Below are 8,027 nucleotides of genomic sequence, written 5' to 3' on the forward strand. Positions count from 1 at the left end.
GAGATATTCGCCAAATTTCAGTTTCAGGAACGGTACCGGATTCCTATAAACAAAAAACGCCCGCAACCAGACTTTACTTGTCTGATTACGGGTGCAAAGATAGGGCTTATTTTGGAAGCCTCCAAGCTAATAACCATTGGGTTATTTTGTAGGTTATAAGGTTATTTTTCGGGTTAAAACTTAGCGCTAATTTCTTAAATTTTTACCTGTTCCAGTAGTTTTTTAAGCCTGACAACTACAGTCACCATCTTGTCATAAGGACGTTTCGTTTCATTCTTCAATGGCTGAAATTCCCATTTTTCGAATGGTTGAAAATAGCAGTGTGTAGTCATGGGCTTTAGGGTTTTAGACGTGAAATCTATTCTGAGATGCTTGGAGTGAATGCGATGAATCCAATTATCAAACCCCTGATAGTCATTATCACCTATCAAATTCATATCAGCAGCCACCCTAAACACAGCTATCCAATGAGACTTACTCTCAAAGATATAGCGACCATTATTATCTATTTCCAACAAAAGAAGGTCTATGGCATGAGCAAACTGAACGTCGGTCACTTTCTTTGTATCCGACAGCTTCGCCTGTTTGTATTTCCTGTATTCATCAAGTGAATTTAGATGTTCATCTACTCTTGGCAATTCTTCTTCTATGATATGCTCATCTATACGATTAAAATGCTCTAAGAGCGTTCTTATCATCAAAACACTATCATAATCATTCACATGCACTACCTCGTCTATCAACTTATGTAGATGATATTGTATATCATGCTTCTGTTCTTCTGTTGCTTCTGGAGAAAGTTGAGGTGCATCGCACACCATGATGCCATCATCATCAACAAAATTCTCAGTCATGGCTTCTTTTCCAGGTAAAGGAGGTGGACAGTCATATACAAAATCTGCTCGGCTAGTAGATTCTTCAGTTTTGCTATAAGTTGTTGTACGGATTCTTCATCACTTATTTTAAATTTACGATTCTTCATTATACTATGGATTATCAAGCAACACGCAAGCCCCTCCCAGCGAGAGCGTAGTATTTTGCCGGGCGGAGCTTGCGTTCTGTTTGTTTTGTTATTTATTGTTAGTTGTATATCAGTTTAAAATTCTCCTCCTGCTATCTCGAAGAACTTGCCGAAGAAGCCCTTGATTCTACCAAGTACTTTTTGCAGCTTGCCCTCTCGGTTGGCGTTCGGATCGAATGGATTGATAGGTGGCATGATGGCGTTCAATTCCAAACCACCCTCTGGCACGTAACCTCGCTCCCAGGCAGTCTCGATGAACTCCTTGGCGGGACCTTTCTTCAGGTGTTCCTCGCTCACGATGCGATCAAACTCATTGCGCTTCTCTGCATCCACGTATTCCTTCCACTTGTCGGTAACCTCGCTATCTGGTGTCAGACTCTCGATGAATCGGTTGATAAGATCTTTCTTGTCTCGCAAGTCTGGGCTGGAGTCGATTGCCTTGTTGATTTGGATAGTCAGCTCGGCGATGTCGGCACGGTCGCCCTGCATCTGCTGCACAAGGAAGAGGATGTAGTCGATGTTCACCTCTACTTGCTTCACCAGTTCCATCTCAAACTCGATGTCGTCGTTGATGTTGGTCTTGTCGCCGCTCTCTGCGTTCTCCTTTGCCCAGTCTCTCAGCGAGAGATAGATGCTCGTATAGTCCTGCTGGTTTCGCTCACTGAGGGGGTCTTGCTCGGCAAACTGATCGAAGCTGGTAAGCAGGTTTCTTATCTTCAGGATGCCGCCGTAGAGCTTGATGAATTGCTTCTTGTCTGCATCGGTGAGCGGCATCTCGCCTGGCTGTGCCAACTCTCTCAGCTCTTCGAGATATTCGGTATAGCCTTTCACGTGCTCCTGTCTCTCCTCGCCTTTCTCGTCTTCCGTCACCTCGTCGTAGCCATAGAAGTAGTCTTCGAATGGGCGCAGGATGCTCACGCCCTTGGCGGTAGGGTCGCCGAAGAGGGCAAGGCACTTGTTGGTGGCATCCTCCAGGTTGCGGAAGCATACGATGTTGCCGTAGGTCTTTACCGAGTTCAGGATGCGGTTGGTGCGGCTGTAGGCTTGCAGCAATCCGTGGTAGCGCAGGTTCTTATCCACCCACAACGTGTTGAGCGTGGTGGCGTCGAATCCTGTCAGGAACATGTTTACCACTATCAGCAGGTCTATCTCCCGGTTCTTCATGCGCTGCGAAACGTCCTTGTAATAGTTGGGGAACTTTTCCGAAGAGGTATCGTAGGCGGTGTTGAACATCAGGTTGTAGTCCTTGATGGCTGCCTCCAAGAAGTCTCTGCTGCTCTGGTCGAGTCCGTCGGTGGAGTCGTTGTCCTCGTCTTCCTCGCCGTCGGCTACTTCCTCGTTGGGTGCATAGCTGAAGATGGTGGCTATCTTGAGCCGCTTGTTCTTGGGCTGCTCTGCCTGTAGCTCTTTCAGTTTGTTGTAGTAGAGCTTGGCAAAGTCGATGCTCTGCACGGCGAAGATGCTGTTGAATCCGCTAAGTCGTGTCTTCTGTCGCTCTTCCTCCACCTTTTTCTTCTTGTCGGTCACCACTTCCTCGATGTTGATGAGCTTGCTGAAGGTATAGCTGCTGGCTCGCTTGGTCTGCTGGTCGAAGTGGTCCAAGATGTATTGTGCCACGTTGGTGATACGGCGGTCGTCCTTCAGCGCCTCCTCTTCTTCGATACCCCAAACTTGGTCGTCCTTCACGTTCTCCTTCTCCTTCATGGTGGAGATGTATGCCACACGGAATTTCAGCACGTTGTGGTCTCTGATGGCATCCACGATGGTGTAGGCGTGCAGACGCTTGCCAAACACGGCTTCGGTGGTTTTCAGCGTACCCTTGCTCGAAGCGGAGATGTTCTCCACGAAGATTGGCGTGCCGGTGAAGCCGAAGAGGTAGTATTTCTTGAATCGCTTGGTGATGGCGGTGTGCATGTCGCCAAACTGCGAGCGGTGGCACTCATCGAATATCATGACCACCTCCTTGCGGTAGATGTCGTGGTCGGGGTTCTTCTTGATGAAGTTGGCGAGCTTCTGTATGGTGGTGATGATGATGCGGCTCTTGCTGTTGTTCAGTTGCTTTTCCAGTTCCTTGGTCGAGGTGTTGCCGTTGGCAGCGCCCTTCTGGAATCGGTCGTACTCCTTCATCGTCTGGTAGTCGAGGTCTTTTCTATCCACCACAAATAATACCTTTTCTATGTAAGGCAGTTTGGAGGCGAGCTGTGCCGCCTTGAAGGAGGTGAGGGTCTTGCCCGAGCCTGTGGTGTGCCAGATGTAGCCGCCAGCGTCTCTTGTGCCGTAGAGCTTGGTGTTGTGAGCTATCTCTATCTGGTTGAGCAGTTTTTCGGTGGCTGCTATCTGGTATGGGCGCATCACCATCAGAATCTTTTGGTCGGTGAAGACGCAAAACTTGGTGAGGATGTTAAGCAGGGAGTGGCGGGTAAGGAAGGTAGCTGTGAAGTCCTCCAAGTCGCCGAGCACCTTATTCTTGGCATCTGCCCAGTAGCTGGTAAACTCAAACGAGTTGCAGGTCTTCTGCCGTGGCTTCTTGCCCTGCTTGGCTTGTTCCCGGATATGGCTGTCACGGGTAGTGTTGCTATAGTACTTGGTCTCCGTGCCGTTGCTGATGACGAAGATTTGCACGTACTCATAGAGCGAGCACCCTGCCCAGAACGATTCCCTGCCGTAGCGGTTTATCTGGTTGAAGGCTTCCTTCAGGCTCACGCCTCGGCGTTTCAGTTCGATGTGAACCAGAGGTAGACCGTTTACGAGGATGGTCACGTCGTAGCGGTTGGGGCGCTTGCCGTCATTTACCTCGTATTGGTTGATCACCTGGGTGGAGTTGTGGTGAGGGTCTTGCTGGTCGATGAGGTAGATGTTTTTCTGCGTACCATCGTCGAGGGTGAAAGCCTTGATGTTGTCACGCTGTATGGTCTCTGCCTTGTCAACAATACCCTTACCCTCGTTGGCGATTTCCGCCTTGAAGAAACGCTCCCACTCATTGTCGGAAAAATGGAAGCCGTTGAGTTTTTCCAACTGGAGGCGAAGGTTCTGTATCAGCTCGTCCTCGTGGTGGATATGGGCATACTCGTAGCCCTGTCGCTGTAGCTTGGCAATCATCCCCTGCTCCAGCTCCGCCTCGCTTTGGTAAGCCTCGGCACGAGGGGTGGTACGCTCGTATTGGGCTACCACCGTGCTCTGGGGGTTCTCTGAAACAATGTCGTTTGCTTGCATAAGTTTTGTACTTAGGGGGATTAAAACAAAGGTGTTCGATGATTTTCGAATGCGAAACAAGCCCCAAGAGTCATATTGATAAATTCCACAGGGTTATCCAATATCTTGACTAATTGTAGTTGTGGTTGTGTTCCATTCATACCTATTACCCTATTTAATGATACCGAATTGTTTGTTACGGACAACATCATAGAAGGCATATCTGCCTCTGATATATTCAGGCCAGAAATTCGAGAAAACTCTTTTGCAAAATAACCGAATTGCCCCTCAAATCTCAAATAAAGCGTAAATCTATTAGTTGACGTATCATATACATACGGAGTCAAAATGTGTAAACCCATTTTAAAAATGCCACTAGTCATCCCCCATGCTTTTGTTACTGGGTCATGCTCAGAATTCACCTGCATGCGATACCAATGAAAGCATACTTCTTTAAATTGTTTTTCTGGTTCTCTATCAACATCAAAATTAATTGAATCCTGACCAAACTCACAAGATACTCCAGAATAATTGATATAATAATCTGATTCTCTTGCTTTATACAAGTAACGGAGCTTAAAGCTTTTGTCACGCTTGTATAGTGAAATCTTCACGTTCGCTGTATAATCACGTGGAAAATTATATTGTAATCTAAACGTTGCAGAATTAAGTAATGTATCCATTGTTTTCTATTTTTTAAAAATTATTATATTTCATCCCAAGTAAATGTTGGAGGGGATTTGTAATCCCCACTACTATGCTGCTCCCTTGCGCTTGAAGGTAAGCAGCTTGTCTCTGTAGTGCTCGTACTGCTTGCGGCGTGCTGCGATTTCGGCAGGGAGACCAGACTGGAGGGAAGTGGTCAGGGACTCGAAGCGGTCGAGGATATTTGCTATTCGCTCTTGCTCTTGGAGGGAAGGAACTGGAATTTTCAATGCTCCCAACACTTTCATCGGAACACTTTTCACCGTTCCACCTAAAGCTTTCTTCATATATGACTTTCTTATCGATGTTTCTTTCAATATATAAGCAAGATATTTAGAAAGCACTACCTCTGCTTTAGGTTTGAGGGCATATAATCCTTCCTTTATATTCCAATCCTTAGGGGTTTTATCTATAACCACAATTTGACCAATTGTTCCTGTCCCTGAAAAAATCAAATCACCAGCTTCTAAATTTGAACGATTGTTGCACAAAAGTAGTGCTTCATCATTGATTTTATCGGTATCAGCATTGTAAATGATTTTTCCATTCTTCATTTCTTTTATGGTCACATAGTAATTATGAGCATCAGAAGTATTCAACTTAAAGAACTTTCGAGGATTTAAGCCTGTGTTTATAGACCATAACACTTCACTCATTTTCTTCCACTCTACTTCTTGCCCCCCCCACATTCTCGAACGAGAGCAGCTTGTCACGATAGTACTCGTATTGTCGCTTGCGACAATCTAACTCCGCTTCTAGCTCCGCTTCTAGCGAAGTGAACTTGTCGAGGATGCGGACTATCTCGGTTTGCACCTCGATAGGAGGAAGAGGGATTTCTATTTGCGAATACTTGGAGATCCATTGGCGAGAGTGCTCTAAGGTTTGATATTTGATACATTTCATAGCATAATATACAAACCTAAATGAGACTTCCCTTTCACTCGAAACTCGTAACATTTTCATGGCAGAACTTTTCACTTTAAAGTTAAAATCTACCCAATGAAAGGAGGTTGTGAAATCATCGAAAATGATAACAGGATTTTCCTTAGAAGCCTCAAATATCCCATTTGTTTCGTCAGTATAACCAAGAATAAAAGTTTGCCCTGCTGTCAAAACAGGCATGCCTTCATTCTGATAATCCTTACATTTTACAATGTATTTCGTTGGTTGTTCATAGTCAAGAACATCCCCCAACTTCACGAATTCCACTCCATCTGGGCAAAGCTCCTGTATTAAAGTTTCAAGATTCTTCATGCTGCACCTCCTTCCAACTGCATTACTATCTCATCAATATCTTTTCTCAGCTGCTCCTCTCTTGCCACAATCTCAGAGATACGAGTTTTCAGCTCCGTAATGTCGATTTTCTCACGAGTATCCTCCTGCTCCACGTATGTAGAGACGGAGAGGTTGTAATCCTCCTCGGCAATATCGGCTGTGGTAACCACATGAGAGAAGTGAGCAATCTCCTCCTTATTCATGTAGGCATTATATATCTTGGAGATGTTCTCGGCAGAAAGCTTATTCTTATTGCCTTCATGAATAAACTCATTACTGGCATCAATAAAACAAACTCGGTTATCAGCCTTGTTCTTCTTCAATATCAAGAGGCAAGTGGCAATGGATGTGCCAAAGAAAAGATTCTGTGGCATCTGAATGATAGTATCCACAAAGTTGTTGCTCACCAAGTACTTGCGTATCTTTTGCTCCGCACCGCTACGATACAACACGCCAGGGAACTCTACGATGGCAGCCGTGCCTTCGGCACTCAACCAACTGAGCATGTGCATGGTGAAGGCAAAGTCTGCCTTGCTTCTTGGGGCGAGCACGCCAGCAGGAGAAAAACGAGGGTCGTTGATGAGCGTGGCATCGCTATCACCATCCCAAGGCACGGAATATGGCGGGTTGGACACGATGGCATCGAATGGCTCGTCGCATTCGTGCAGCGGATTCTTCAAGGTGTCGCCGTTCTGAATGTCAAAATGGTCGTAGTTCACATTGTGCAAGAACATGTTCATACGACAGAGGTTGTAGGTTTTCATGTTGATTTCCTGACCATAGAAACCATCCTTTACGTTCTTGGCACCCACCACACGGATAAAGTTCAAGAGCAAAGAGCCTGAGCCACAAGCAGGGTCATACACCTTGTTGACACTCTGGCGTCCTGCCGCAGCTATCATCGCCAAGAGATAGCTTACATCGCCAGGGGTATAGAACTCGCCTCCCTTGGTACCCGAATTGAGGGCGTACATCTTGATGAGGTGCTCGTAGCAAAGACCAAACACGTCGATGCCGCTCTCGATATACTTGTCGAAGTTGAGGTCTCGGATGCTCTCCAAGAGCGTTGTAAGCAACTCGTTGCGCTCGGCAACGGTAGCACCCAGACCTTGGTCATTGGTATTGAAGTTATTGAAGAGTCCCTTCACGTCGTTCTCGCTCGGTTTTCCTACGGCACTGTTTTCGATGGCACGGAAGTTATTGCTCAGCGTAGTGTTCAGCTCCGTGTTATTCTTGGCTGCGTTCGCCACATTGATGAAGAGTTGTGAAGGGAGGATAAAGAAGCCCTTGGCATTGATAATTTGCTCTCGTGCGTTCTCCGCCATCTCATCGGTCATGTGGGCATAGTCGGCATTCTCCACGCCAGCATCACGCATCAGCTGGTTGCAGTAGTCGGTGATGTTCTCGGAAATGAATCGGTAGAAGAGACCGCCCAGGGTATAGTCCATAAACTGAACAGGGTTCACCTTGCCTCCATGCACCAGATTGGTAGCCATCTTCCAAATCATGTTGCTAAACTCGGTCTTCAACTCCTCTGTACGAGGGTTGATATTGATATTTTCTGCCATAAAATCTTAGTAAATAAAGTAATTCTGATTCTTTTGTATCTAGGTTTACACTCACATTATTTTCCGTTTGGAGAGAAGCTGAGTGTAAAAACATTTTCCCCAGACATGTCCTCCAAGGTTATCACCCACTCTATCTCCCCATTCTCTGGGTTGACATCGATGGCATACGCCGTGCCTTCCTTCTGTCCGTCGAAGCGCACGTCGAAGCGCCAGAGACCGTTCTTCAAAATCTGATCTCTGGTAATCTTGATGGTTGAAATCTTGGA

At 46.2% G+C, this 8,027-nt stretch carries 7 protein-coding genes; all 7 read right to left on the reverse strand.

Features of this window, described 5'->3' with window-relative positions; translation table 11 throughout:
• Nucleotides 1–194 precede the first annotated feature (194 nt).
• Entirely contained in the window at nt 195–854 is a 660-nt protein-coding gene (locus QVD32_RS12100; protein ID WP_287710260.1) for a hypothetical protein, read from the reverse strand.
• Nucleotides 855–1,096: 242 nt separating this feature from the next.
• Complete coding sequence (locus tag QVD32_RS12105; RefSeq protein ID WP_287710261.1) at nt 1,097–4,234, reverse strand: type I restriction endonuclease subunit R; 3,138 nt, start codon at nt 4,232–4,234, stop codon at nt 1,097–1,099.
• Nucleotides 4,235–4,254: 20 nt separating this feature from the next.
• The gene (locus QVD32_RS12110) at nt 4,255–4,896 is read right to left on the reverse strand and encodes a hypothetical protein (protein WP_287710262.1); all 642 of its coding nucleotides are present in this window, start codon (nt 4,894–4,896) and stop codon (nt 4,255–4,257) included.
• 72 nt (nt 4,897–4,968) lie between these two features.
• Nucleotides 4,969–5,574, reverse strand: coding sequence for a restriction endonuclease subunit S (locus tag QVD32_RS12115; protein WP_167639475.1), 606 nt, complete (start codon nt 5,572–5,574; stop codon nt 4,969–4,971).
• Entirely contained in the window at nt 5,567–6,172 is a 606-nt protein-coding gene (locus QVD32_RS12120; protein WP_134843345.1) for a restriction endonuclease subunit S, read from the reverse strand. The genes QVD32_RS12115 and QVD32_RS12120 overlap by 8 nt, the downstream gene beginning before the upstream one ends.
• Entirely contained in the window at nt 6,169–7,761 is a 1,593-nt protein-coding gene (locus QVD32_RS12125; protein ID WP_287710263.1) for a type I restriction-modification system subunit M, read from the reverse strand. The genes QVD32_RS12120 and QVD32_RS12125 overlap by 4 nt, the downstream gene beginning before the upstream one ends.
• Before the next feature lie 56 nt (nt 7,762–7,817).
• Nucleotides 7,818–8,027, reverse strand: a 210-nt coding sequence (locus QVD32_RS12130; protein ID WP_287710264.1) for a hypothetical protein, incomplete at its 5' end; no start/stop codon positions are given.

The organism is Barnesiella sp., assembly GCF_022723415.1.
Taxonomy (GTDB): Bacteria; Bacteroidota; Bacteroidia; order Bacteroidales; family Barnesiellaceae; genus Barnesiella; species Barnesiella intestinihominis.

Coding starts and splice junctions, on each gene's coding strand:
- QVD32_RS12100 (WP_287710260.1), bottom strand. CDS start 854: ATGACTGAGAATTTTGTTGATGATGATGGCATCATGGTGTGCGATGCA.
- QVD32_RS12125 (WP_287710263.1), bottom strand. CDS start 7,761: ATGGCAGAAAATATCAATATCAACCCTCGTACAGAGGAGTTGAAGACC.
- QVD32_RS12110 (WP_287710262.1), bottom strand. CDS start 4,896: ATGGATACATTACTTAATTCTGCAACGTTTAGATTACAATATAATTTT.
- QVD32_RS12115 (WP_167639475.1), bottom strand. CDS start 5,574: ATGAGTGAAGTGTTATGGTCTATAAACACAGGCTTAAATCCTCGAAAG.
- QVD32_RS12120 (WP_134843345.1), bottom strand. CDS start 6,172: ATGAAGAATCTTGAAACTTTAATACAGGAGCTTTGCCCAGATGGAGTG.
- QVD32_RS12105 (WP_287710261.1), bottom strand. CDS start 4,234: ATGCAAGCAAACGACATTGTTTCAGAGAACCCCCAGAGCACGGTGGTA.